Raw genomic sequence first — 23,041 nt, forward strand, 5'->3', positions numbered from 1 at the left:
CGCACATGGGCATGTCGCAGGGGTGGACCAGCACGGGGCCGGAGTCGGCCGAGGAGATGATCACGGAGGCGCGGAAGGCGTTCTTTGTGATGTTCGGCTTCATGGTGGTCATCTGGGTGCTCCAGATCGTCAACTGGGCCGGGCACTACCAGCTGGACCGGGAGTACGGCCTGGTCCCGCTCCGGGTCAGCCGGCTGCCCGAGATCCTCACCTCGCCGTTCCTGCACTTCAGTTGGCAGCACATCGAGGGCAACTCGGGCCCCCTGTTCGTGTTCGGCTTCCTGGCCGCCTACCGCGGCGTCGTCCGCTTTCTCTGGCTGACCCTGCTGGTCGCGCTGACCAGCGGATTCGCCGAGTGGTTCTTCCAGGGGACGAACACCCTCGGGGTCGGCGCCAGCGGGCTGATCTTCGGCTACTTCGGCTATGTGGTGCTGCGCGGGATCTTCGACCGGCATCTGATCGACACCCTGATCGGGGTGGTGATGGCGGCGTCCTTCGCCTACCTGGTCACCATCGCGCTGCCGGGCACGCCCGGGGTGAGCTGGCTGGCGCACCTGGGCGGGCTGATCGGCGGCATGGCCGGCGCCTGGCTGCTGCGGGACCGGCACCCGAAGGCGGCGGCGGTGCCGACGGCTCCCGAGGCCTCGGGCGCTTTTGGGCCTTCGGCCGGTGCTGGTGCTGGTGCTGGTGCTGCTGGTGCCGGTGCGGCCCCCGGTTCCGGGGTGAACCTGCCCGCGCAGGCGTCCAACCGCAGTGACCTGCACAAAGAGCTGGGCGATCTCGGCCTGCTGTAGCGGATGAGCGGAACCTGGGAACCCCCGGGCGAAATTGCCATGGAATCCACAGGACCGCCACAGACCGGCCTCATGGGTTTCTCATCTGTTCTCGGCAACGTATCGGCATGACCACAACTTCCTCTGCCTCCGACGCGGCCCCGGCCGACCTCCGCCGACCCGACGGCTCCCCGGTGCGTGTGCTCGTGGTCGACGACGAGGCCCCGCTGGCCGACCTGCTGTCGATGGCGCTGCGCTACGAGGGCTGGCAGACCGCCACCGCCGGCGACGGCGCCGAAGCGCTGCGCGGCGCCCGCGAGTTCCGCCCCGACGCGGTGATCCTGGACGTGATGCTGCCGGACATGAGCGGGCTCGAGGTGATGCGCAGGCTGCGCGCCGACCAGCACGACGTGCCGGTGCTGTTCCTCACCGCCAAGGACGCGGTCGAGGACCGGATCGCCGGGCTCACCGCCGGCGGCGACGACTACGTGACCAAGCCGTTCAGCCTGGAGGAGGTCGTCGCCCGGCTGCGCGGCCTGCTCCGGCGCTCCGGCACGGCCGCGGCGAGGGCGGAGTCGGTGCTGGTCGTCGGCGATCTGACGCTGGACGAGGACAGCCGCGAGGTGTTCCGCGGCGACGACTCGATCCGGCTCACCGCCACCGAGTTCGAGCTGCTGCGGTTCCTGATGCGCAACCCGCGCCGGGTGCTCAGCAAGCCGCAGATCCTGGACCGGGTCTGGTCCTACGACTTCGGCGGCCAGGGCAATGTGGTCGAGCTCTACATCTCCTACCTGCGCCGCAAGATCGACGCCGGACGCAAGCCGATGATCCACACCATGCGCGGCGCCGGGTACGTGCTGAAGCCCGCCGACGCGGGAGCCCCGGGGCGATGAGATCCGCGACGGGCAGCGGGACCGACCGGTTCCGGCGCTGGTCGACCTGGTCGCTGCGAACCCGGCTGCTCGTCACCACGACCGTGATGCTCGCCGTGGTGAGCGGGGCGATCGCGCTCACCACCACGCTGATGCTGAAGCAGGACCTCACCGCGGCCGCCCGGACCAAACTGGACCAGGCCTTCGCGCAGACCTTCAACCACCCAGGGGGCGGCCCCGGCGGTTCCGGTGCGACCGGCGGCCCCGGCGGGCGGCACCAGGGTGACGACCCGTTGGACTACGTCGGGGTGCTCCCCGAGAACGCGATCGGCGGGACGATCGTGAACGGCGTGGTCACCGCCGCCGTCAACTCCGGCATCAACTACAGCACCTTTCCGCCACGGGCCGCGACGGTGACCCTCACCGCCGACCAGACCGCGCCGCTCGCCGCCGCCGCGCACGGGGCGGAGCACCTGACCGTCAACATCCCCGGCTCCCAGTACGGGGACTACCTGGTCAACGCCCAGGTGGTGAACGGGACCACCGTGCTGGTGGCCGTCCCGCTGGGCCCGGCCGAGGCCCTGGTCGACAAGCTGATCGCGGTCGAGGCCGTGGTCACCGTCGGCGGGCTGATCGCGGCCGGCTTCCTCTCCTTCGCGCTGATCCGGATCTCGCTGCGGCCGCTGGACCGGGTCGCCGCCACCGCCGTGCGGATCTCCCGGCTGCCGCTGGACCGGGGCGAGGTCGGCGAGCTGGTCCAGGTCCCCGACGCGGACACCGACACCAGGACCGAGGCCGGCCAGGTCGGCGCCTCGCTGAACCGGCTGATCGAGCATGTCTCCAACGCCCTCGCCGCACGGCACGCCAGCGAGACCAGGGTCCGGCAGTTCGTCGCCGACGCCAGCCATGAGCTGCGCACCCCGCTGGCGTCCATCGCCGGCTACGCGGAACTGACCCGGCGCGGACGGGAGACCGTCCCGCCGGACACCGCGTACGCGCTGAGCCGGGTGGAGTCGGAGGCCGCGCGGATGACCCGGCTGGTCGAGGACCTGCTGCTGCTCGCCCGCCTGGACGCCGGACGCCCGCTGGACCGCGAACCGCTGGACCTGTCGCCGCTGGTGATGGACGCGGTACGGGACGCCCACGCGGCCAACCCGGACCACCGCTGGCAGGTCGACCTCCCGGACGACCCGGTGATGGTGGACGGCGACCCGCACCGGCTGCAGCAGGTGCTGGTCAACCTGCTCGCCAACGCGGGCAAGCACACCCCGGCCGGGACCGTGGTCACCGCGTCCATCGTCAGCCTGATCGACACAGATGATTGTGAGCTGCGGATCACCGACAACGGCCCGGGGATCCCGGAGGCGCTGCTGCCCACGGTGTTCGAGCGCTTTGCCCGCGGCGACAGCTCCCGCTCCCGCGCGGCCGGCAGCACCGGCCTGGGCCTGGCCATCGTCGCGGCGGTCGCCGCCTCGCACGGAGGCCAGGTCAGCGTGCAGAGCGAGCCGGGGCGGACGGTGTTCGCGGTGCGGCTGCCGCAGGCGGCGTCCGAAGGGACGGACCAGGTGGCTTCGGAGGTTGTGGCTTCGGAGGTTGTGGCCACGAACCGATAGGCGGCTCACAGCACCGGCATACGTCGGCGACAGGGCGGCGGGCGAGATTGGCAGAGTGCCCACTCCGCAGCCCCGAGAAGGCTTTCCGATGACCGAGACCGCTCCGCAGCCCCAGGTCGTAACCCCTCCTCCGCTCCCCGAGGCCACCCCGGCCACCGCCCGCGCGAGCGACCCGCGCTGGGTCCGGCCCGCCTTCGTCGCCCTGCTGCTGGCCACCGCGGTCCTCTACCTGTGGGGGCTGGGCGCGTCCGGCTGGGCCAACCAGTTCTACTCGGCGGCCGTGCAGGCCGGGACCAAGAGCTGGGAGGCGATGTTCTACGGCTCGTCCGACGCCTCCAACTTCATCACCGTCGACAAACCGCCGGCCGCGCTCTGGCCGATGGAGATCTCCACCAGGATCTTCGGCGTCAACTCCTGGGCCATCCTGGTGCCGCAGGCGCTGGAGGGGGTCGGCACCGTCGCCGTGGTGTACGCGGCGGTCCGCCGCCGCTTCTCGCCGCAGGCCGGGCTGATCGCGGGCGCGGTGCTGGCACTGACCCCGGTCGCGGCGCTGATGTTCCGCTTCAACAACCCGGACGCGCTGCTGGCGCTGCTGCTGGCGCTGGCCGGCTATGCCGTGCTGCGGGCCCAGGAGCAGGCCCAGACCCGGTGGTTGGTGCTGGCAGGGTTGTGTGTGGGAACGGCGTTCCTGACCAAGACCCTGCAGGCGTTCCTGATCCTGCCCGCGCTCGGAGTCACCTATCTGGCCTTCGCGCCCACCGGGATGTGGCGGCGGATCAGGCAGCTGCTGGTGGCGACGCTGGTGCTGGTCGTCAGCAGCGGGTGGTGGGTCGCCATCGTGGAACTCACCCCGGCCGAGTACCGGCCGTTCGTCGGCGGCAGCCAGAACAACAGCTTCCTGGAACTGACCTTCGGCTACAACGGGTTCGGGCGGCTCAGCGGCGCCGAGACCGGGAGCGTGGGCGGCGGGGGCGGCGGCGCGGCCGGCAGCACCGGGATGTGGGGCAGCACCGGTCTCGGCCGGCTGTTCGGCTCGGAGATGGGCGGGCAGATCGCCTGGCTGCTGCCTGCGGCGATGCTGCTGCTCGTGGCCGGGGTCTGGCTGACCCGGCGCAGCCCGCGGACGGATCCGCGGCGGGCGGCGTTCGTGCTGTGGGGAATCGCCCTGGTCACGACGTTTCTGACGTTCAGTCTGATGAAGGGGATCTTCCACCCCTACTACAACGTGGCCCTGGCCCCGTACATCGCGGCGCTGGTCGGCATGGGCGGCGCGCTGCTGTGGGAGCGGCGGCAGACCTGGTTCGCGTCCGCGACGCTGGCCGTGGTGGTGGGCGGGACGGCGGTGTGGTCGTATGTGCTGCTGGAGCGCAGTGCGGACTGGTATCCGTGGCTGCGGTATGCGGTGCTGGTCGTCGGCATGCTGTCCGCGCTGGGCCTCATCGGCGCGGGGCAGCTGCCGGACCGGATCGCACGTGCGCTGGCGGTGACCGGGCTGCTGGCCTCGCTGGCCGGGCCCGCGGCCTACACCCTGCAAACGGCCGGCACCGCGCACGGCGGCTCGCTGCCGACGGCGGGGCCGACGGTGGCGGGCGGTGGCGGCTTCGGCGGCGGGGGTGGCTTCGGCGGGGGTGGCTTCGGCGGGGGACGTGGGTTCCCTGGGGGCGGGGCCGCAGGCGCTACGGGCGGCGCGGGTGGCGCTGCGGGTGCTGGGCGTCCGGCCGGCGGGTTCCCCGGTGGGACGCCGCCGCAGGGGGCGCCTGGCGGCGGGGCCGGTGGTGCCGGTGGTGCCGGTGGTGCCGGTGGCCTGCGGGGCGGCGGCGCGGGGGGTGGCGGCGGGACCTTCCTGAACGGCTCCACGCCGGGCGCGGCGATCACCTCGCTGCTCAAGGCCGGTGCGTCCAAGTACACCTGGGCCGCGGCGGCGATCGGCTCCCAGAACGCCTCGGGATACCAACTGGCCACCGGCGAACCGGTGATGTCCATCGGCGGCTTCAATGGGACCGACCCGGCCCCGACCCTGGCCCAGTTCGAGCAGTATGTCCGCAGCGGCAAGATCCACTACTTCATCGGCGGCGGCGGGATGCCGGGCGGCAGTAGCGGGAGCGGCGACTCCTCGCAGATCTCGACCTGGGTCGCGGCCCACTACACCGCCAGCACGGTGGGCGGGGTGACGGTCTACGACCTGACCAAGGCGAAGGCGACGACGACTGGGTGAGGGCTGAGGTTGGCTGAGAGCTGAGAACGGGTGCGGGCCGAGGACGGGTGCGGCCCGAGCGGGGTGCGCTGCGCGGGTGGGGTCGGCCTTCCCCGAGCAGCGCCCCCGCTCCGTCTCGCGCCTCCGGCGCAAAGCAGCCAACTACGCGGAGCCGGCTGCTAGGCGGCGCAGGCTGCTAGGCGGCGCAGGCTGCTAGGCGGCGGCTTCCGCGTGGCCTTGGCGCCAGTAGCCCATGAAGACGACGGCGTCGCGGGGGAAGGCGCGGGTGTTGACCAGGTGTCGGCGCAGGTTGCGGACCTGCGCCGCCTCGCCGGCGAGCCAGGCGCAGGGGGCTCCTGACGGGAAGTCAGCCGTGGTGACGACCTCCGCGAGTGTGGTGTCGCCGTGGAGCCAGTGGAATCGGGCCGAGGCGGTGGTGCGCAGCGGCTGGCGGTCGGCCGGGTCGGCGGTGCGGATGAACACCTGGACCGGGAAGCCGCCGGGGAGGGATTCCAGGATGCAGGCGATGGCCGGCAGCGACGTCTCGTCCCCCACCAGCAGCGCCCAGTCCGCCGTCGCCGGGAGGTGGAACTCGACGCCGCCGGCGTCGGGGACGGCGGGACCGAAGACCGCGATCCGGTCGCCCGTACGGGCGGCACGGGCCCAGCGCGAGGCGGGGCCCTCGCTCGCGCCGGCGTGCAGCGCGAGGTCGATGTCGATCTCGCGGGCGTCGGCGCGCTGGGCCCGGACGGTGTAGGTGCGCAGGACCGGGCGCCAGGCGGTGGGCATCCGCTGCCAGGCGCGGTACCAGCCGCCGTCCGCGTCCTGGTCGGGGAGGGTCGGCTCGGTCTGTCCGGGCTGCGGGAGCAGCAGCTTGATCCGCTGGTCCCGGCCTCCGTTGACAAAGCCGGCCAGGTCCTCGCCGCCGAGGGTCACCCGCATCATGCCGGGGGTGAGCCGTTCGGTGCGGACGACATGGACCGAGAACAGTCGGAAGGGGCTGACGGCGGGGGCAGCAGCAGAGGAGGGGGCGGGGGCGACGGCGACGGACATGCGGACTCCAGGCGGCCTAGAAAGTTAGCTTAGGCTAACCTAACTAAAACTCAGGCGCATCCCCCTGCCCCCGTCGTGTCACATCCGCGGCCACTGCTCTGTCCTACCGGTTGAAAGCTTCACACAGCAGCACAGCAACCGGGGAGACGACATGAACATCCTGCTGGCAGGCGGAAGCGGCGTACTGGGTCAGTGCATCCGGGAGGCGCTGACCGCGGACGGGCACCAGGTCTCCGGCCTCGGCCGGGGCGCCGCGAACGAGGTGCGGGCGGACCTGCTCGACCGGGACTCCGTGCTCCGGGCGGTGGACGGCCTGGAGTTCGATGTCGTGGTGCACGCCGCGACCGCGCTCTCCGGCAAGTCCCTGACTCGGCACCAGGACATGGTCGGGACCAACGCCCTGCGCCTGGACGGCACCCCGCACTTGATCGAGGCCGCCCGGGCCACCGGCGCCCGCCGCTTCGTCGCCGAGTCGATGATCTTCGGCTACGGGTACGGCGCCCACGGCGGCGCGGTGATCACCGAGGACGGCACCCCGTTCGGCCCCAAGGGCGCCAACCCCTGGCTGGAGAAGCACGTCGGCGCGATGCGCGCCAAGGAGGAGCTGACCCTGGGCAGCGACGGCATCGAGGGCGTAGCACTGCGCTTCGGCCTGTTCCACGGCGCGGGGGTCACCGACACCACCATCGTGCCGCTGCTGCGCAAGCGGTCGCTGCCGGTGGTGCCGGAGCGCGGGCTGCTGCTGTCCTGGGTGTCGGTGCAGGACGCGGCGGCCGCGGTCGCGGCGGCGGTCAGGACCGGCCGCGCGGGCCGGGCGTACAACATCGTGGACGACACCCCGGTCAGCTTCGGCGCCCAGATCCGCGCGATCGCGGAGGCGTTCGGCACGCCGAAGCCGATGACCGTCCCGCTGTGGCTGCTGCGGGCGGCCCCGCTGGCGCACACCCTGTTCAGCACCGACCTGCGGGTGTCCAACGCCCGGGCCCGGGCGGAGCTGGGCTGGGCCCCCACCCACGCCTCCAGCCTGGACGCGGTGCGGGCGCTGGCGGCGGGACAGCCGGAGCGGGTGGCCGTCTGAGCGAACGGGCTGGTTGGACCGGTCGGGCGGGTCGAGTCGGGCCGGTTAGGCCGCTCAGGGGATGGGGACCGCCGTGCCGGAGACCCGGATCCGGCGGTCGCCGTCCCGCAGTTCCACCCGGAGCAGACCGGGCCGCCCCAGGTCCGCGCCCTGGTACAGGGTCAGTTGGGCGGAGGGGCCGACCGCGCCCAGCTCGCGCAGATACGCGCCGAAGGCGGCCGCCGCCGCGCCGGTGGCCGGATCCTCGACCACGCCGCCGACCGGGAACGGGTTGCGGACGTGGAAGACGTCGGCGCTCTCCCGCCAGGCCAGCTGCAGGGTGGTCAGGTCACGTTCCGTCATATGGCGGGCCAGGCCGTCGAAGTCGTACGCCAGGTCGGCGAGGCGCTCGCGGGTCCGCACCGCGAGGACCAGGTGTCGGGCTCCGGCGTAGGCGATCCGGGGCGGGAGGGCCGGATCCAGGTCGGCCGGCTGCCAGCCGAGCAGCCGCAGCGCCTCGGAGACATCGGCGTCGGCGACCGGCTCGACCCGGGGGTCGACGCTGGTCAGGGTGGCCGCCATGACCCCGTCCGGGCCTGCGGCCACGAGCACCGGGACCTCCCCGGCGCGGGTGCGGAAGAGCAGCTCGCCCGGGCCGGTGAGGTGGTCGGCCAGGGCGACGCCGGTGGCGACGGTCGCGTGGCCGCAGAACGGGACCTCCGCCTTGGGGCTGAAGTAGCGCACGTCGAAGCCGCGTACCTGGGCGCCGCCCGGTTCGACCTCGTCACGTCCGGTCACGAACGCCGTCTCCGAGTAGCCCAGCTCCGCCGCGACCGCGAGCATCGCCTCCTGGTCCAGTCCGCTCGCGTCGAGGACGACACCGGCGGGGTTGCCGCCGGCGGGATCGGTGCTGAAGGCGGTGTAGCGAAGGATGTCCATGCCGGGGGAAACGGACCGGTGGACCCTGGTGTTCCGGGGTGCGGACGGGGGTGCGGGCGAGGGCGCGGACAGGGGTGTGGACGGGGCGTCCGGTGCGGAAGGGACTGAAAGGGATTGGCAGTCCACTCTGCAAGATTCTGCAAGAACTTGCCGCAGGAGTATTGACGCGCCCGCGCCACTCCGAGCATGGTCGGGCCACCACCCCCCTCCACCCAGGGAGCCCCTGATGCGCCGTCAACCCCCGGAGCCAGGCCCACGCAGAGGCCGGCTCCGTGCCGTCCTCGCCTCGGGCGCGCTGCTCACCGCCGGCATCGTCCCGCTGACCCTCGCCGCCACCGCCGGGACCGCCCACGCGGCCATGAACAGCAGCGATGTCATCGCCAACCTCTTCATGTGGAACTGGAAATCGGTCGGCAACGAGTGCACCACCGTGCTCGGCCCGTCCGGGTACGGCGGCGTGCAGGTGGCGCCGCCGCAGGACTCCACCACCGCCGCGGGCCACCCCTGGTGGGAGATCTACCAGCCGGTCGACTACAACCTGACCAGCCGGATGGGCAATGAGGCCCAGTTCGCCGCGATGGTCTCCAGCTGCCGCGCGGCCGGGGTCAAGGTCTACGTGGACACCGTGATCAACCATATGACCGGCCAGGGCAGCAGCTCCTACGGCGGGGTCACCGGCTACAGCAAGTACAACTACCCGGGCCTCTACTCCAGCGCCGACTTCCACAACTACCCCACCGACTGCGCCGAGTCCGACGACCAGATCCACAACTGGAACGACTTCAACGAGGTCACCCACTGCGAGCTGTCCAGCCTCGCCGACCTGCGCACCGAGTCGGACTACGTCCGCACCGAGATCGCCGGGTACCTCAACAAGCTGATCGGCTACGGCGTCTCCGGCTTCCGGGTCGACGCCGCCAAGCACATCGGCCAGACCGACCTGGCCGCCATCGAGGCCAAGCTGCACACCACCGCCGACGGGACGGCCCCGTACGTCGCCCAGGAGGTCGCGCTGGGCAGCACCGGACAGCTCGCGCCGTCCGCCTTCGAGGGCACCGGCAGCCTGCTCGGCTTCGACTACGCCGACGACCTGGCCCAGCAGTTCAACGGGAACATCGCCAACCTGAAGACCTTCGGCGCCTCCTGGGGCCTGCTGCCCAGCAACAAGGAGCTGGTCTTCGTCGAGAACCACGACACCGAACGCGACGGCTCCACCCTCAGCTACAAGTCCGGCGCCAGCAACACCCTCGCCACCGAGTTCGAACTCGCCTGGGGCTACGGCACCCCCGAGGTCTACGCGGGCTTCGACTTCAACGGCCGCGACGACTCGCCCCCGGCCGACGGCAACGGCTTCGTCACCGACACCAGCTGCGGCAGCGGCTGGGAGTGCACCGACCGGATCACCGGGGTGAACCACCTGGTCGCCTGGCACAACCACACCGCCGGGCAGTCGGTCGCCAACTGGTACGACGACGGCTCCAACCTGATCGCCTTCAGCCGCGGCAACGCGGGCTGGATCGCCCTCAACAACGAGGGCTCGGCGCAGACCAGGACCTTCGCCACCGGACTCGCCGCGGGCAGCTACTGCGACATCGTCCACGGCGCGGTGAGCGGCGGCAGTTGCAGCGGTCCCACGGTCATCGTGGACGGCAGCGGCAACGCGAGCGTGACCGTGCCGGCCAAGGACGCGGTCGCCTTCGACAGCACCGACCTGGTCACCACCGGGACGGCCTCGCCGACCCCGACGCCCACGCCCAGCTCCGGGGTGACCGAGACCTTCACCGTGGCCGGAGCGCCGGGCACCACGCCGATCTACCTCACCGGATCGATCGGCGCGCTCTCCAACTGGTCGCCCGCGACGGCGATCCCGATGACCAAGAACGGCGCGTACTGGACCGTCACCGTGAGCGGGCTGCCGGCCTCGACCGCGGTGCAGTACAAGTACATCGCCAGGGACGCGAGCGGGAACGTCACCTGGGAGCCGGGCGGCAACATGGCCCTGACCACGGCGGCGAGCGGATCGGCCGCGGTCAGCGACGTCTGGACCGGCTCCGGGGCGACCGCCTCGCCCAGCGCGTCACCCACCGCCTCGCCCACCGCCTCGCCCAGCAGCCCGGTCGGCTCGGTGAGCGAGACCTTCGACGAGAACGCCACCACCGTCCTCGGCCAGAACGTCTACGTGGTCGGTTCCATCCCCGCCCTGGGCAGCTGGAACACCGGCAGCGCCGTCCTGCTGTCCTCGGCGGCCTACCCGGTCTGGGCCGGAACGCTGTCCCTGCCGCCCAGCACCGCCTTCGAGTACAAGTACTTCAAGAAGGACGGGAGCGGAAACGTCACCTGGGAGAGCGGAGCCAACCGCACCAGCACCTCACCCGCCTCAGGCAGCGCCACCCTCAACGACACCTGGAAGTAGTCGCCGCCACCACAAACGTAAGGGCCCGCGCAGCATGTGCTGCGCGGGCCCTTACGGCTCGCTGTGCCCCCGGCAGGATTCGAACCTGCGACCCTTCACTTAGGAGGCGAATGCTCTATCCCCTGAGCTACGGAGGCCTTGGCCAGGCGGTACACAGCCAACTGCGCCGCGACCGACCCCCCACAGACTAGCGGATCGCCGGGCGCGGATTCGCCCCCCTTTCCCCGACCGGCCGCCGAAACCGCGCGGACGGCCCGCCTCAGCGGGTGTCGGCCGGGCGGGTGGCGGCCGGGCCTGCGGCGGCCTGGCGGAGGTGGTGGCTGAGGTCGCCGACCAGGCGGACCTGGACTCGGCGCTCCACGAAGCGCCAGGTGCCGTCGTGGCGCTCGAAGCGGTCGTGGTAGCGGCCGCCGGCGATGGGTTGCAGCGGCAGGTCGGGCAGCGCCTGAAGCGCGGTGAAGTACGCCCGGGAGACCGCCGTGCCGGCCTCCTCGTCCACCTCCACCAGGACATTGGTGACGCTGTGCTGGGTGCGCGGTGTGCCGTCCTCGTAGACGATCAGGGTGTCGTGGAACATCTTCTCGATGGCGTCACCGCCGCTCACCGGCGCACCGCCGCCGATGAAGACGGCGTCGGCGAGCAGGACGCCGAGCCCGGCGAAGTCGCCGTCGTCCACCAGCTCGGCGTAGCGGGTGATCAGGTCCTCGACGGCCTGCCGGCTGGACCCGGATGTCGACATGGTTGCTCCGTAGGGTGTCGGGCGGCCCAGGGGGCCGGGGCGGGCCGGTCAGACCCGGATGACGTGCGGGCCGAGCTGCGAGTAGCGGTGCGCTTCCGCGCTGGACAGGCCGGTGTCGGTGACGATCGCCTCGAAGTCGGCGACCTCGGCGAAGCGGCAGAAGCTGACGGCTCCGAACTTACTGTGGTCCCCCAGGAAGATCCGGCGGCGCGACACCTGGAGCGCCTTGGACTTGACGTCGGCCACGACCGGATCGGGGGTGGTCAGCCCCAGCTCCCGGGAGATCCCGTTCGCCCCGAGGAACGCCAGGTCGATCACAAAACCGGAGAGCATGGCGCAGGCCCAGGAGCCCACGGTGGCCAGGGTCCGGGCCCGGACCCGGCCGCCCAGCAGCAGCACGGTCGTACTGGGCGAGTCGGCGATCGCCGCGGCCGTGGTCAGCGACGCCGTCACCACCGTCAGCGGCCGGTCGGCGGGCAGCAGCGCGGCCAGGATCTGCGGGGTGTAGCCCTCGTCCACGAAGATGGTCTCCGCCTCGCCGATGAGGGTCACCGCCTCGGCCGCGATCCGGCGTTTGCTCTCGACATGGAGCGTGACCCGCTGGGCCAGGTTGGTCTCGAAGCCCGCGCTCTCCACCGGGTAGGCGGCGCCATGGGTACGGCGGACCAGTCCCCTGCGCTCCAGCTCGCTCAGATCCCGCCGGATCGTCTCCGGCGCGACCCCGAACTCGGTGGCCGCGGCAACCACCTCGACCCGGCCCTCGTCCCGGGCCAGCACGAGGATCCGGTGCTGCCGCTCGTCTGCCCGCATCCGTGGGGTCCCTCCTCTCGCCGGCTCTGCGCCCGAGACCGACATATGCCGGTAAGTGAGGTATACCGTCGCCCCCCAGCAGTACACCGCCCTGGACCGGGCAATACTCCTCACCCCACGGGTGACCCGTCCAGCAGTCGGGCCCGGGCGCGGGCGAGGTGGGTGCGCATGGTGGCGGCCGCGGCGTCGGCGTCCCGTTCCCGCAAGGTGTCGAGGATGCGCTCGTGCTCCCGGCAGGTCTCCTCGGCGATGCCCTCACGGAAGGAGAGCCGGTAGAGGTGGGTGTGGGCGTGCAGCCGCTCCAGGGTGGCGCGCATCAGCGCGCTGCCGCCCGCCGCGGCGATCCGGTCGTGGAAGAGCGCGTCCTGGCGGACGAACAGCTGCAGCGCCTGATGCGGGCCCGCGCCCTGGGCCCGGCGCATCTCGGCCAGGTGTCCGGCGAGTGCCCGCAGGTCGTCCTGGTCGGCGCGGTCCGCCGCACGGGCCGCCGCGGCGGGCTCCAGCAGCGTCCGCAGCTCGAAGAGTTCGTCGAACTCCTCATTGCTGAGCAGCGCCGCCGCCGTGTAGCCGGCCAGCGTCCGCTTCAGCACCAGCCCCTCGGCCTCCAGCCGGGCCAAGGCCTCGCGGACCGGTGTCGGGGAGACGTCCAGCTCCAGGGACAGCGCGTTGATGTTGAGCTTGGACGCCGGTTCGATGGCGTGGTCCAGCAGCCGCTGCCGGAGCGTGTCATAGACCGTGTCCGCCAGCACCTGCCGCTGCGGGCTGGATACCATGGCCGAAATCCTACACGATCAGCATCCACATGCCCTGGAGTTGAGCTGAAAAGGCACGATAGTCTCTTGGAAAATATAGGAAGAGGCAGAGATGACACTGATCGTCGCAGCGAGCGCCTATCTGATCGACGTCGAGGTGGAGCAGGAGCGCACCGACGCGGTGCAGGCGTTCCTCAAGCAGGAGACCGTCCTGGTGGAGATCCGCACCGACGACGGCCGCACCGGCGTCGGCTACTCCTACACGATCGGCACCGGCGGGCGCTCCGTCCTGGCGATGCTCCAGGAGCACCTGCTGCCCCGGCTCCCGGGCCAGGACGCCCGGGTGGTGGAGGCGATCTGGTTCGACCTCTTCGCCGCCACCCGGGCCACCACCGTGGGGGCGATCACCTCACTGGCCCTGGCCGCCGTGGACACCGCCCTCTGGGATCTCCGGTGCCTGCGCGCGGACGAGCCGCTGTGGCAGCTGGCGGGCGGCTTCCGGCGCCAGGTCCCGCTCTACGACACCGAGGGCGGCTGGCTGCACCTCTCCACCGAGGAACTGGTCGCCGGGGCGCTGGCCTCGCAGGCCGCGGGCTGGCACGGCATCAAGCTCAAGGTGGGCAAGCCGAGCGCGGGCCAGGACGTCGAGCGGCTGCGGGCGGTCAGGGACGCGGTCGGCGCCGGGATGGAGATCATGGTCGACGCCAACCAGTCGATGACCCACGCCGAGGCCCGCCGCAGGGCCGCCGCCTTCGAGCCCTTCGACCTCGCCTGGTTCGAGGAGCCGCTGCCGGCCGACGACGTGGCCGGCCACGTCCTGCTGTCGAACTCCACCTCCATCCCGGTGGCGGTCGGTGAGTCGCTCTACTCGATCGGCCAGTTCCGCGACTACCTGGCCCGCGGGGCGGCCTCGATCGTCCAGGTCGACGCGGCGCGGGTGGGCGGGATCACGCCCTGGCTGAAGGTGGCCCATCTCGCGGAGGCGTTCAATGTCCAGGTCTGCCCGCACTTCCTGATGGAACTGCACGTCAGCCTGGCCGCAGCGGTGCCCAACGGGCGCTATGTGGAGCATATTCCGCAGCTGCGGGCGATCACCGAAGGACAGTTGGAGATCATCGACGGGCACGCCGTCGCACCCGACCGCCCCGGGCTCGGCATCACCTGGGACCAGGACGCGATCGACGACCGCAGGATCATGTGACAACGTTGTCTATAGTGGACGGACAAACAAGTCCGTCCCCTGCCAGCCGCACCGTCAGCCACCCCGGAGCCCGCGCCGTGAATCTCCCGCCGATCCCGCCCGAGCGTCTGATCAACTCCGTCCGCGGCTACGCCTGGGGCTCCACCCGTGCCCTGGCCGAGCTGCTGGGCGAGGAGCCGACCGGTGAGCCCCAGGCCGAGCTGTGGATGGGCGCCCACCCCGGAGCGCCCTCCCTGGTCGACCGGGGCGCCGGGCCCCGCCCGCTGGACCGGCTGATCGCGGACGATCCGGAGGCGGAGCTCGGCCCGGCCGTGCTGGCCCGGTTCGGCCCGCAACTGCCGTTCCTCTTCAAGGTCCTGGCCGTGGGGCAGGCCCTGTCCGTCCAGGTGCACCCCACCCTGGAGCAGGCCCGCGCGGGCTTCGCCGACGAGGAGGCACGCGGCATCGCGCCGGACGCGCCCGAGCGCACCTACCGGGACCGCAACCACAAGCCGGAGATGATCTGCGCGCTCAGCGACTTCGACGCCCTGTGCGGTTTCCGCCGCTGCGCCGAGACCGCCGACCTGCTCGACGCCCTGCGGCTGCCGGCGCTGGACCGCTGGTCAAAGCTGCTGCGCAGCGCGCCCGAGCCGGAGGCGCTACGGACCGTCCTGGCCGAGGTGCTGAGCGACGAGCACCGGCGGCAGACCGCCCGCGCGGTCGCCGCCGCACTGCCCGGGGCCGCGACGGCCGCTGCCGACGCGGGCACCGCGTATGCCGCCGCGCTGGCGGCGTACGCCGGGGTGGTCCGCGACTACCCCGGCGACCCCGGGATCCTGGCCGCGCTGCTGCTCAACCATGTCCGGCTGCGGCCGGGGCAGGCACTCTTCCTGGGCGCAGGGGTGCCGCACGCCTATCTGGGCGGCCTGGGCGTCGAGGTGATGGCCAACTCCGACAATGTGCTGCGGTGCGGGCTGACCCCCAAGCACATCGATGTGCCGGAACTGCTGCGGGTGGTCGAATTCCAGGCCGCCGCCCCGGGCCTGGTGGATCCCGTGGCAGTGCCGGGGACAGCGGGTGTGGATGTGTACCCTGCCCCCGTGGACGAGTTCCTGCTCACCCGCCACACCCTGACCGGCGCGGCGACGCAGCGCATCGACGGCGAGGGCCCGCAGATCCTGCTCTGCGTCGCGGGCGAGGCCGTCCTGGTGGACGGGCTGGACGGGGTTGGCGGACTGGACGGGGTTGGCGGGCGGCTGCGGTTGGTCAAGGGGCAGTCGGCCTATCTGCCCGCCGCGGCCGGCCGCACCACGATCGAGGCGGACGACGCCGTCCTGTTCCGGGTCGGCGTCCCCGCCCCGAGCCGGTAGCAGTAGCAGCACCCAGCAGCACCCAGCAGCACCCAACAGCACTCGACCGAACGAGACAGGGAACCAGCACGATGCAGCGATTCGCCGGGGTGATCCGGTTGCGCCCGGAGTTCGAGGCCGAGTACCGCGCCCTGCACGCCGAGGCCTGGCCGCAGGTGCTGGCCGCGCTGAAGCGGGCGCACATCGGCAACTACTCGATCTTTCTGCGGGACGGCCTGCTGTTCAGCTACCTCGAGTACACCGGTACGGACTACGCGGCCGACACGGCGGCGATCGCCGCCGATCCGATCACCCGGGAGTGGTGGGCCCACACCGACCCCTGCCAGCAGCCGGTGGACAGCGCGGCCCCGGGCGAGTGGTGGGCCCCCGCGGAAGAGGTCTTCCACCTGGACTGACCCGTCACACCGCAACCGCTTGCTCGGCCGGTGCCAGTGCCAGGTCCGCGGCCCAGAAGGTGCCGTGGGGGTAGGCGAATTGCACCAGCGTCTCGGGGTGCATCTGGGCGGAGAAGCCGGGGGTTTGGGGGGCTTGGTAGTGGCCGTTGCGGATGGTGGCGGGGGCGAGGAAGTGTTCGTGGAGGTGGTCGACGTATTCGATGACGCGGTCGTGGGTGGTTCCGGAGAGGGCGAGGTAGTCGAACATGGACAGGTGTTGGACCAGTTCGCACAGTCCCACCCCGCCGGCGTGGGGGCAGACGGGGATGTTGTAGTGGGCGGCGAGGAGCAGGATGGCGAGGTTTTCATTGACGCCGCCGACGCGGGCGGCGTCGATCTGCAGGATGTCGATGGCGCCGGCTTGGAGGAGTTGTTTGAAGATGATGCGGTTGTGGACGTGTTCGCCGGTGGCGACGCGGATGGGGGCGATGGCGGTGTGGATGGCGGCGTGGCCCAGGATGTCGTCGGGGCTGGTGGGTTCTTCGATCCAGTAGGGGTCGTGGGGGGCCAGGGCGCGGGTCCATTCGATGGCCTGGTCCACGTCCCAGCGCTGGTTGGCGTCGATCGCGATGCGGATGTGCGGGCCCACGGCGGTGCGGGCGGCGCTGAGGCGGCGGGTGTCGTCGGCCAGGTCGGCGCCGACTTTGAGTTTGATCTGGGTGAAGCCGTCGGTGACGGCTTGTTTGGCCAGGCGGGTGAGTTTGGTGTCGGTGTAGCCCAGCCAGCCGGGGGAGGTGGTGTAGGCGGGGTAGCCGGTTGCCAGGAGGTCCTGTTCGCGTTGGGCGCGTCCGGCTTGGCCGCGTTGGAGCAGGTTCAGGGCTTGGGTGGGGGTGAGGGCGTCGGTGAGGTAGCGGAAGTCGACTTGGGAGACGAGCCAGGCGGGGTCGGCGTCGGCGAGGAGTTTCCACAGGGGTTTGTTCGCGCGTTTGGCGGCCAGGTCCCACACGGCGTTGATGACGGCGCCGATGGCCATGTGCATCACGCCTTTTTCCGGGCCGAGCCAGCGTAGTTGGCTGTCTCCGATCAGGGCCCGGTTCAGGGTGCCGGGGTCTGCGCACAGCTCGGCCACGGGTAGGCCGATGACGTGGGTGCGCAGGGCGTTGATGGCGGCGACCTGGACGTCGTTGCCGCGGCCGATGGTGAAGGTGAAGCCGTGGCCCTGCAGTCCGTCCTCGGCGTCGGTGTGCAGGATCAGGTAGGCGGCGGAGTAGTCGGGGTCGGGGTTCATGGCATCGGAGCCGTCCAGTTCCCGGGAGGTGGGGAAGCGGATGTCGAAGGTCTGCAGGTCGGTGATGCGCGCGGTGGGGGCGGGCATGCTGGTTCCTCTCATGCCTGCTCGAAGGTCTGGTGCTGGGCGCCGAGGCGGTCGATGGACAGCTCGACCACGTCGCCGGGGCGCAGGTAGGGGTGGTCGGGCAGGCCCAGGGCGACTCCGGCCGGGGTCCCGGTGTTGATGACGTCACCGGGTTCCAGCACCAGGTACTGGCTCAGGTACCAGACCAGGTGGGCGACGTCGAAGACCATGCTCTTGGTGCGCCCGTCCTGGCGCTTGACGCCGTTGACGGACAGGTACAGACCCAGGGCCTGGGGGTCACCGACCTCCTCGGGGGTGACCAGCCAGGGGCCCAGCGGGTTGAACGTCTCGCAGGACTTCCCCAGATCCCACTGACCCGAGAACTCCAACTGGAACTCCCGCTCCGAGACGTCATTGCTCACCGCATACCCGGCGATCACCTCGACTGCGGCCAGCGGCGATGCCAGATAGCGGGCCTGACGGCCGATCACCACCGCCAATTCCACCTCCCAGTCGGTCTTGGCCGAGTTCCGGGGGATCAGCACACGGTCGTCGGGGCCGACCACCGTGCCGGGGTCCTTCATGAACACCACCGGCCGCATCGGGATCTCGGCACCGGTTTCCCGGGCGTGGTCGCGGTAGTTGAGGCCGATGCAGACGACCTTGCCCGGCCGGGCCACCGGGGCCCCGATCCGCTGATGCGGGTCAAGCTCCGGCAGCAGCCCGGCCGCCTCAGCGGCGCGGGCCCGATCTGGCCCGTCCCCGGCCAGAAACGCACCGTCGATGTCACCGGTGACCGAGGACAGGTCCAGCAGTCGACCGTCCTCAGCCAGCAGCGCCGGACGCTCGGCACCGACCGGGCCAACACGTAGCAGCTTCATATCAGTTGGTCCCTACGCTGGTGGAGTCGGTGGAGTCGGCCGGCGAAGCAGCGCCAAGGTTCGACAAGGTGCCTACGCCGGGCACATGCACGGTCGTCAACACAGGCGAGGCCCCCACGGATCCGCAGAAGCTCGGCTCGAAGCCGAACAGCCCGGATATCACCGCCTCGGTCGTGGCCACCCCCGCCACCGAGTCGCGGTTGGAGACGCCGTCCTCGGCGACCCGGGTCCACTGGCCCCGCGCCTCGTCCTGCACCACCTCCATGGCCTGGCCCCACAGCCCGCCCGAGGCCGCGGCGTGGACCCGGCCGAGCAGCTGCGCGGCGAGGTCCTTGCGCCCCAGCTTCGCGAAACCGTGCGCGGTCACCCCCGGCCAGGCGCCGAAGGCCCCGGCCGCGCCGTGGTCGGGGCGGTCGGCCAGCGGGGCGGCCGGGTCGTCGGCGGCGAGCGCCCGCATCCAGGTGGTGGTCAGCAGCTTCTGCGAGACAAAGTCGACCATGGCCGCCCGCTGTTCCTCGCTGAGGTCCTCGTGCAGATGCGCGGCGACCAGCCCGAAGTCCAGGACGTGCCCGATGGACTCGTCCCCCTGCGGGTGCCTGATCTGCCACCGGCCGTCCGGCAGCGCCAGTTCCAGCAGCGCCGCGGCCATGGCGTCCGCCTGGGCGAGCGCGGTGTCCGCCTCCTCGTCGCGGCCGACCGAACGCAGCAGGCCCGCGAAGGAGCGCATCATGCCCACATAGGCCGCGTTGAAGGACGCCACCACATTGACGTAGTTGGGGACGCACTCCAGCAGCAGCCAGGGGTCCTTGCCGAAGTCGGCGAGGACGCCGCCGGTGGCCGCGGTGGTCTTGTCACGCCAGCCGTGGGCCAGGTGGTCCAGGTGCTCGAACACCGTGCGCGAGCCGGCCTGCTGATCCAGGAACGCCCGGTCACCGGTGACGCAGACATAGTGCTCGACCAGCCGGAACAGCGCGTAGTGGCTGGCGGTGTACTCATTGCCGAGCGGTCCGCCGTTCCTGGTGTCGAAGCCGAACGACTCGTCATACGGGCCCGACAGCGCCCGGTGCAGCCAGGAGCGCAGGCCGGCCGGCTCCAGCAGGGCGTAGCTGCGGCTCCACTCGGTGTGGTCCCAGTAGTACGTGGTGGTCGGGCCCAGCCGCGGGCCGCCGGTGAGGAAGATCGGCTCGGTGTCGCTGATCCTGGTGTTGCGCATGTAGAGGGCCAGCAGCGCGCCCATGTAGTAGGACTTGGCGACGCCGGGATCCTCCGCCACCAGCGCCGGGAGGTGGCCGCTGAAGTGGGGGTTGCCGGGGGTGAACATGCCGCGCCACAGCTCGCGGTAGCCGCGCTCGCCGGCCGCCAGCGCCCCGGGTACGTTCTGCGCGGTGTCCGAGGCGGCGGCGGCCACGGCGGCGGTGTCGTCCCCGTAGGCGCAAACGATGCCGATCTTCCGGGTCTGGCCGGGCTCCAGGGTGATCGTCCAGTGGGCGCGGGCGCCGGAGCCGAGGTCCTCGACCGTGTCGGGGGCGGTGTCGAAGCCGTAGGCGGCGCGGGCCGGGGAGCAGCTGTCGGCGACGCTGACCAGCGAGTCGGCGGCCAGCGCCTTCCAGCGCGGCGAGGCCGACCAGTGGCTGGTGGCCGCGACCTGCTCGCCGTCCAGCGACAGGCTGACCCGGGTCTCGTCCAGGGTGACCGCGACCCGGTACCAGCGGCCGGGCTCGATGGGGGGCGCGGCGAACTCCTGCTCGCCGCAGATGCCGAACCAGAGCCGGCCAGCGTCCAGGCCCAGCTGCAGCGAGTCGGGGTGGTTGCCGTGGGTGAGCAGGATGCCGGTCTGGTCCGGGGCGTCCGAACGGAACTCCAGTTCGAATATCTGACCAGCAGTCAGCTCCAGGGCACCCAGCGCGACCTCGCTGGTGATGTCCGTCAGCGCGATCTCACCCTCGGAGCACTGCTCCACAACGGAAGCACCGCTCTCGTCGCCGCCAGAGGCCCCCGAGCGGCGCAGGCCGCGCAGGGTGGCCAGGGCGCTGTGCCGGTGCGGGTAGACGGTGTCCTGGCTGACGTGCCGGGGCAGTTCGAAGGCCAGCGACATCGCCTCGGTGTCGGCGTCCCGCTGGATGCCGGGCAGCCGGGGCCGGCCCAGCCGCAGCCGGCGCTCCCCCGGGCCGAGCAGATAGCGGCCCTGCGCGGGCCCGTCGCCGCAGGTGGTGGCGCGGGTGGTGGCGCGGATCCGCTCCAGCGACATGAAGTCATGGTGGTTGCCTGCCGTCCACGGCACGTCGTAGAGCCAGCCCCAGCCGGTCTCGGTGTGCGCGACCATCGCGAACAGGTCCTGCGACACGGTGTGCCGGACCGTCGTGTCACCGTCGTTGACCAGCTCGATCTGCCACAGCAACTGCTGGTCGGACAGCGCCATCCGGCTGTCCGTACACACCGTCAGCCCGCCGTCGACGTACTCGCGCTGGACCCCCCACGGCTTCCAGCGGAAGCGCTGCGCGGGCAGCACCGCACCGTCCAGGCGCAGCACCCCGGTGTGGTAGCCGAAGGTGTACGGGGGCGCGGCCAGCCAGGACATTGAACTGAGGTCGTGGTTGACGTGGCCCTGGCCCCACTGGTTGCGCAGCGAGGGCAGGTGCGCCAGGTCCTCCGCGTCGACCCACTCGCCGGACACGTCGGCGAGGTCGGGCACGCCCTCGGGCAGGTCGGTCACGCCCTCACATAGCTCGCCCTCGGGCAGCAGCGGATCGCGAGCTCGGCCGGACGGTTCCGGCGGCGTGGCGGTCACTTGGTGGATCCCGCGGTCAGCCCGGCGATGAACTGCCTCTGCATCAGCAGGTAGCCGACCACGGGGATGATCCCGGCCAGGAACATGGTCCCGAACAGCTGTCCGTAACTCATCGAGAACTGCCCCACAGAAAGATAGAGACCGGTGGTGATGGTCTGGCCCTGCAGCGGGCCGAGGATGAACAGGGGATTGAGGAAGTCGTTCCAGATCCACAGCGAGAGGAAGATGGCGACCGTCGCGGTCGCGGGCCGCACCAGCGGCATGATGATGCTCCACCAGATCCGCAGGCCGCTGGCGCCGTCGATCCGCGCCGCCTCGACGATCTCGTCCGGGACCGCCCGCATGAAGCCGACGTAGACGAAGACCGCGAACGAGAAGTAGCCGCCGCCCAGGTTGGACAGGATCAGCCCGGGATAGGTGTGGTCCAGCCCCAGCAGGGTGAGGATGTGGATCGTCGGCAGCAGCACCACCTGCGGCGGGATCATCAGCCCGGCGGCGAGCAGGGCCAGGATCGCGGCGCGCAGCCGGGTCCGCCGGCGGGAGATGTAGAAGCTGAACGCCGAGCCCAGCGGGATCAGCAGCAGCACCGAGCACACCACCACGATCAGCGAGTTGCGCAGGCCCAGCTGCACCAGGTGGTCCGGCCGGTTCAGCACGGTGGAGAGGTTGCTGAGGGTGGGGTGGAGCGGGGGCGCCGCCGGGTCGGCGACGATCGCGTCCTCGTGCTTGAAGGCGTTGACCACGGTCAGGTAGATCGGGCTGACGAAGACCAGCGTCACCAGCACCGCGAACAGCAGCCTGGCCCGGCCGAGCAGCAGGCGCGGGGTCCGCCGCGGCGGGCGGGCCGCGGGTCCGGGGACGGTGGAGGAGGGCAGCCGGGGGGAGGCGTGCTGGACGGTCACAGGTCGACCTCCCTGCGGCGCAGGAGACTGGTGGTGGACAGGGCGATGACGGCGGAGATCAGCAGCAGCACCATGGCGACGGCCGAGGCGTAGCCGAACCGGTCGCTGGTGAAGGCCATCTTGACGATGTACTGCGCGGTGGACTCGGTGGCGTTGGCGGGCCCGCCGGAGGTGAGCACCGCGATCACGTCGTACAGCTTCAGCACGGTGATCAGCGAGATGGTGACGCTGATGGTGGTGGCCGGCGCCACCATCCGCACAGTGATCATCCGGAACTGCTGGCCGCTGCTGGCGCCGTCGATGGAGCTGGCGTCGTAGAGCTCGCCGGGAATGTTCTGCAGCGCCGCCAGGTACACCACGGTGGTGAACCCGGACAGGACCCAGGCGACCACGACGCCGATCGACAGCTGCGCCAGGTGCGGGTCGCCGAGCCAGTCGACCGGCTCCTTGACCAGGTGAGTACGCGTCAGCACATCGTTGAGCAGGCCGTCCTGGATGAAGATGGTCTTCCAGACGAAGCCGACGATCACCCCGGAGACCACCTGCGGCAGGAACGCGATGGTGCGCAGCACCCGGTAGCTGAGCTGAGTGCGGTTGAGCAGCGTGGCGAAAGCGAGCCCGATGGTGTTGGCCACCACCGTCACCCCGAGCGCGAGCAGCAGGGTGAACACGACGCTGGAGCGCAGCTCGCTGTCGTGCAGCATCTCCGTGTAGTTGGAGAAGCCGATGTAGTTGCTCCCCGACTTCAGCGGGTTCTCGTCGGTGAAGCTGCTGCGCAGGCTCATCAGCACCGGCACGACGATGAAGACGAGGTAGAGCAGCAGGCCCAGGGCGGCGATGCTCCGCAACCCGAAGTCCTGTTTGGCGGCGCGAAACCAGTGCGTGAGCGGCTTCACTGTCCCTGTCCTTTCTTGCCGGAGCGGAGCGTGGTGGGCTCCGCTCCGGCAGGGCCAGTCGGTCGTTGGTGCGGTCCGTGG

19 protein-coding genes and 1 tRNA gene are annotated in these 23,041 nt (G+C 71.4%); 9 read left to right on the forward strand and 11 right to left on the reverse strand.

The genetic code is table 11. The annotated features are described in order from the left end of the window. Positions 1–5: 5 nt before the first annotated feature. The 4 genes from ACXKR8_RS20700 (at position 6) to ACXKR8_RS20715 (ending at position 5,473) form a co-directional block, all read left to right on the forward strand. A complete protein-coding gene (locus tag ACXKR8_RS20700; protein WP_458274363.1) occupies positions 6–794 on the forward strand; it encodes a rhomboid family intramembrane serine protease in 789 nt (262 codons plus the stop codon). A 107-nt stretch (positions 795–901) separates the two neighbouring features. Then, on the forward strand, positions 902–1,666 hold the full coding sequence (locus ACXKR8_RS20705; protein WP_458274364.1) for a response regulator transcription factor: 765 nt from the start codon (positions 902–904) through the stop codon (positions 1,664–1,666). Then, entirely contained in the window at positions 1,663–3,258 is a 1,596-nt protein-coding gene (locus ACXKR8_RS20710; RefSeq protein ID WP_458274365.1) for a sensor histidine kinase, read from the forward strand. The genes ACXKR8_RS20705 and ACXKR8_RS20710 overlap by 4 nt, the downstream gene beginning before the upstream one ends. A gap of 88 nt (positions 3,259–3,346) precedes the next feature. Continuing rightward, complete coding sequence (locus ACXKR8_RS20715) at positions 3,347–5,473, forward strand: ArnT family glycosyltransferase (RefSeq protein WP_458274366.1); 2,127 nt, start codon at positions 3,347–3,349, stop codon at positions 5,471–5,473. A 192-nt stretch (positions 5,474–5,665) separates the two neighbouring features. Here ACXKR8_RS20715 and ACXKR8_RS20720 read toward each other — a convergent pair whose 3' ends face one another. Further along, positions 5,666–6,505 carry a siderophore-interacting protein gene (locus ACXKR8_RS20720; protein ID WP_458274367.1) on the reverse strand — a complete coding sequence of 280 codons (840 nt, stop codon included), beginning with the start codon at positions 6,503–6,505 and terminating at the stop codon, positions 5,666–5,668. Between the two features lie 151 nt (positions 6,506–6,656). Between ACXKR8_RS20720 and ACXKR8_RS20725 the strand changes: the two genes are divergently transcribed. After that, positions 6,657–7,583, forward strand: a complete 927-nt coding sequence (locus tag ACXKR8_RS20725; RefSeq protein WP_458274368.1) for an NAD-dependent epimerase/dehydratase family protein — start codon at positions 6,657–6,659, stop codon at positions 7,581–7,583. Between the two features lie 54 nt (positions 7,584–7,637). On the opposite strand, the gene ACXKR8_RS20730 is transcribed toward ACXKR8_RS20725, so the two are convergent. Beyond that, positions 7,638–8,501 (reverse strand): PhzF family phenazine biosynthesis protein, encoded by an 864-nt coding sequence (locus tag ACXKR8_RS20730; RefSeq protein ID WP_458274369.1) that lies wholly within the window; start codon positions 8,499–8,501, stop codon positions 7,638–7,640. Positions 8,502–8,727: 226 nt separating this feature from the next. On the opposite strand from ACXKR8_RS20730, the gene ACXKR8_RS20735 reads away from it, so the two are divergent. Then, positions 8,728–10,914: a carbohydrate-binding module family 20 domain-containing protein gene (locus ACXKR8_RS20735; protein ID WP_458274370.1), complete on the forward strand. Its 2,187-nt coding sequence runs from the start codon at positions 8,728–8,730 to the stop codon at positions 10,912–10,914. Positions 10,915–10,978: 64 nt separating this feature from the next. Here ACXKR8_RS20735 and ACXKR8_RS20740 read toward each other — a convergent pair. The 4 genes from ACXKR8_RS20740 to ACXKR8_RS20755 form a co-directional block, all read right to left on the reverse strand. Further along, positions 10,979–11,051: transfer RNA gene (locus ACXKR8_RS20740), tRNA-Arg, on the reverse strand. A gap of 122 nt (positions 11,052–11,173) precedes the next feature. Then, positions 11,174–11,653, reverse strand: a complete 480-nt coding sequence (locus ACXKR8_RS20745; RefSeq protein ID WP_458274371.1) for a nuclear transport factor 2 family protein — start codon at positions 11,651–11,653, stop codon at positions 11,174–11,176. A 48-nt stretch (positions 11,654–11,701) separates the two neighbouring features. Beyond that, positions 11,702–12,463 carry a DeoR/GlpR family DNA-binding transcription regulator gene (locus ACXKR8_RS20750; protein WP_458274372.1) on the reverse strand — a complete coding sequence of 254 codons (762 nt, stop codon included), beginning with the start codon at positions 12,461–12,463 and terminating at the stop codon, positions 11,702–11,704. A gap of 110 nt (positions 12,464–12,573) precedes the next feature. After that, on the reverse strand, positions 12,574–13,236 hold the full coding sequence (locus ACXKR8_RS20755) for a GntR family transcriptional regulator (protein WP_458274373.1): 663 nt from the start codon (positions 13,234–13,236) through the stop codon (positions 12,574–12,576). A 91-nt stretch (positions 13,237–13,327) separates the two neighbouring features. Between ACXKR8_RS20755 and ACXKR8_RS20760 the strand changes: the two genes are divergently transcribed. The 3 genes from ACXKR8_RS20760 (at position 13,328) to ACXKR8_RS20770 (ending at position 16,160) form a co-directional block, all read left to right on the forward strand. Next, positions 13,328–14,416 (forward strand): mandelate racemase/muconate lactonizing enzyme family protein, encoded by a 1,089-nt coding sequence (locus tag ACXKR8_RS20760; protein WP_458274374.1) that lies wholly within the window; start codon positions 13,328–13,330, stop codon positions 14,414–14,416. Between the two features lie 77 nt (positions 14,417–14,493). Continuing rightward, positions 14,494–15,765, forward strand: a complete 1,272-nt coding sequence (gene manA, locus ACXKR8_RS20765) for a mannose-6-phosphate isomerase, class I (protein ID WP_458274375.1) — start codon at positions 14,494–14,496, stop codon at positions 15,763–15,765. A 71-nt stretch (positions 15,766–15,836) separates the two neighbouring features. Next, entirely contained in the window at positions 15,837–16,160 is a 324-nt protein-coding gene (locus ACXKR8_RS20770) for an L-rhamnose mutarotase (protein ID WP_458274376.1), read from the forward strand. Between the two features lie 4 nt (positions 16,161–16,164). On the opposite strand, the gene ACXKR8_RS20775 is transcribed toward ACXKR8_RS20770, so the two are convergent. From ACXKR8_RS20775 to ACXKR8_RS20795, 5 genes are read right to left on the reverse strand one after another with little or no spacing between them, the layout of a single operon-like run. After that, positions 16,165–17,514: an L-fuconate dehydratase gene (locus tag ACXKR8_RS20775; protein ID WP_458274377.1), complete on the reverse strand. Its 1,350-nt coding sequence runs from the start codon at positions 17,512–17,514 to the stop codon at positions 16,165–16,167. Positions 17,515–17,525: 11 nt separating this feature from the next. Then, positions 17,526–18,374, reverse strand: a complete 849-nt coding sequence (locus ACXKR8_RS20780) for a fumarylacetoacetate hydrolase family protein (protein WP_458274378.1) — start codon at positions 18,372–18,374, stop codon at positions 17,526–17,528. A 1-nt stretch (position 18,375) separates the two neighbouring features. Further along, on the reverse strand, positions 18,376–21,162 hold the full coding sequence (locus ACXKR8_RS20785) for a laminin G domain-containing protein (protein WP_458274379.1): 2,787 nt from the start codon (positions 21,160–21,162) through the stop codon (positions 18,376–18,378). Next, a complete protein-coding gene (locus ACXKR8_RS20790) occupies positions 21,159–22,064 on the reverse strand; it encodes a carbohydrate ABC transporter permease (protein ID WP_458274380.1) in 906 nt (301 codons plus the stop codon). Before ACXKR8_RS20790 ends, ACXKR8_RS20785 begins: the two co-directional genes overlap by 4 nt. Continuing rightward, positions 22,061–22,960, reverse strand: a complete 900-nt coding sequence (locus ACXKR8_RS20795; protein WP_458274381.1) for a carbohydrate ABC transporter permease — start codon at positions 22,958–22,960, stop codon at positions 22,061–22,063. The genes ACXKR8_RS20790 and ACXKR8_RS20795 overlap by 4 nt, the downstream gene beginning before the upstream one ends. Positions 22,961–23,041 lie beyond the last annotated feature (81 nt).

It is taken from the genome of Streptacidiphilus sp. PAMC 29251, assembly GCF_054208735.2.

Coding starts and splice junctions, on each gene's coding strand:
- ACXKR8_RS20700 (WP_458274363.1), top strand. CDS start 6: ATGGGCATGTCGCAGGGGTGGACCAGCACGGGGCCGGAGTCGGCCGAG.
- ACXKR8_RS20705 (WP_458274364.1), top strand. CDS start 902: ATGACCACAACTTCCTCTGCCTCCGACGCGGCCCCGGCCGACCTCCGC.
- ACXKR8_RS20710 (WP_458274365.1), top strand. CDS start 1,663: ATGAGATCCGCGACGGGCAGCGGGACCGACCGGTTCCGGCGCTGGTCG.
- ACXKR8_RS20715 (WP_458274366.1), top strand. CDS start 3,347: ATGACCGAGACCGCTCCGCAGCCCCAGGTCGTAACCCCTCCTCCGCTC.
- ACXKR8_RS20720 (WP_458274367.1), bottom strand. CDS start 6,505: ATGTCCGTCGCCGTCGCCCCCGCCCCCTCCTCTGCTGCTGCCCCCGCC.
- ACXKR8_RS20725 (WP_458274368.1), top strand. CDS start 6,657: ATGAACATCCTGCTGGCAGGCGGAAGCGGCGTACTGGGTCAGTGCATC.
- ACXKR8_RS20730 (WP_458274369.1), bottom strand. CDS start 8,501: ATGGACATCCTTCGCTACACCGCCTTCAGCACCGATCCCGCCGGCGGC.
- ACXKR8_RS20735 (WP_458274370.1), top strand. CDS start 8,728: ATGCGCCGTCAACCCCCGGAGCCAGGCCCACGCAGAGGCCGGCTCCGT.
- ACXKR8_RS20745 (WP_458274371.1), bottom strand. CDS start 11,653: ATGTCGACATCCGGGTCCAGCCGGCAGGCCGTCGAGGACCTGATCACC.
- ACXKR8_RS20750 (WP_458274372.1), bottom strand. CDS start 12,463: ATGCGGGCAGACGAGCGGCAGCACCGGATCCTCGTGCTGGCCCGGGAC.
- ACXKR8_RS20755 (WP_458274373.1), bottom strand. CDS start 13,236: ATGGTATCCAGCCCGCAGCGGCAGGTGCTGGCGGACACGGTCTATGAC.
- ACXKR8_RS20760 (WP_458274374.1), top strand. CDS start 13,328: ATGACACTGATCGTCGCAGCGAGCGCCTATCTGATCGACGTCGAGGTG.
- ACXKR8_RS20770 (WP_458274376.1), top strand. CDS start 15,837: ATGCAGCGATTCGCCGGGGTGATCCGGTTGCGCCCGGAGTTCGAGGCC.
- ACXKR8_RS20775 (WP_458274377.1), bottom strand. CDS start 17,514: ATGCCCGCCCCCACCGCGCGCATCACCGACCTGCAGACCTTCGACATC.
- ACXKR8_RS20780 (WP_458274378.1), bottom strand. CDS start 18,374: ATGAAGCTGCTACGTGTTGGCCCGGTCGGTGCCGAGCGTCCGGCGCTG.